The organism is Streptococcus sp. 449_SSPC (assembly GCF_001073005.1).
In the GTDB taxonomy this organism is placed as follows: Bacteria; Bacillota; Bacilli; order Lactobacillales; family Streptococcaceae; genus Streptococcus; species Streptococcus salivarius_F.
The window spans coordinates 1-1267 of record NZ_JVGR01000019.1 but is presented as its reverse complement, the minus strand read 5'-3'; the positions used below and the strand labels follow the sequence as shown (position 1 = coordinate 1267).

1 protein-coding gene is annotated in these 1267 nt (G+C 40.7%); it reads left to right on the top strand.

Features of this window, described 5'->3' with window-relative positions:
* On the top strand, window positions 1–1267 hold a 1267-nt coding region (locus tag ADH51_RS10210), incomplete at both ends, for a MucBP domain-containing protein (protein WP_239682167.1).

The following is a 1267-nucleotide window of genomic DNA, read 5'->3' as shown; positions in this document are numbered from 1 at the left end:
TATCACAATCAGAATCAGAAGTAGTGTCTAAGTCACAATCTGTATCACAATCAGAATCAGAAGTAGTGTCTAAGTCACAATCTGTATCACAATCAGAATCAGCAAGTGCGTCTAAGTCAGCATCTGCATCAGAATCAGCAAGCACATCAGAGTCAGCGTCTGCGTCAGAATCAGCAAGCGCATCTGAGTCAGCATCTGCATCAGAATCAGCAAGTGCATCTGAGTCAGCATCTGCATCAGAATCAGCAAGTGCATCAGAGTCAGTTTCAACTTCAGAATCTATCTCAGTTTCACTTTCACTCTCTGAGTCAACTTCAATTGTTACAAATAACTCAGAATCTGAATCAACATCTTCTTCTGAGTCAGCATCTGTATCAGAATCAGCAAGTGCATCAGAATCAGCAAGCGCATCTGAGTCAGCATCTGCATCAGAATCAGCAAGTGCATCTGAGTCAGCGTCTGCATCAGAATCAGCAAGTGCATCTGAGTCAGCAAGTGCATCAGAATCAGCAAGTGCATCAGAATCAGCAAGTGCATCTGAGTCAGCATCTGCATCTGAGTCAGCATCTGCATCAGAATCAGCAAGTGCATCTGAGTCAGCATCTGCATCAGAATCAGCAAGCGCATCTGAGTCAGCATCTGCATCAGAATCAGCAAGCTCTTCAGAATCAACTTCTGTATCTGAATCAGTATCAGCTTCTGAATCTTACTCAGCATCTGCTAGCCTTTCAGAATCTACATCAACTTCAACTTCAGTTTCAGAATCACTTTCAAGCTCTGAATCAACTTCAGTTTCAATTTCTCAATCAATGTCTGAAAGTGAAACTCCTAAAGTTGGTGAAGTAATCATTACTTACATCCGTGAGAATGATGGTAAAGAAATCCAAAAACCACGTCAAGACACACCAAACTCACCATATGACACTCCATATAACACAACTGAGGAAGGTGAAAAACCTAACACAATCAAGACTCCAGATGGTAAAACATACAAGATCGTACCAAAAGGTGACTACCCAGTAGGTAAAGTTGACGGCGATGGACACCTTGAATCATCTGATCCAATTAAAGGTAAAGTTGATAAACCTAAATCAACAATCACTTACGTTTATAAAGAAGTGAAAGGTAATGTTTACGTTCACTATGTAGACACTGAAGGTAAGACAATCAAAGCATCTGTAACAGATGAAAAAGACCAACCAGTTGATAAAGACTACGATACAGTTGTAGACAACCGTCCAAAAGAAATCGAATTCGAAGGTAAGAC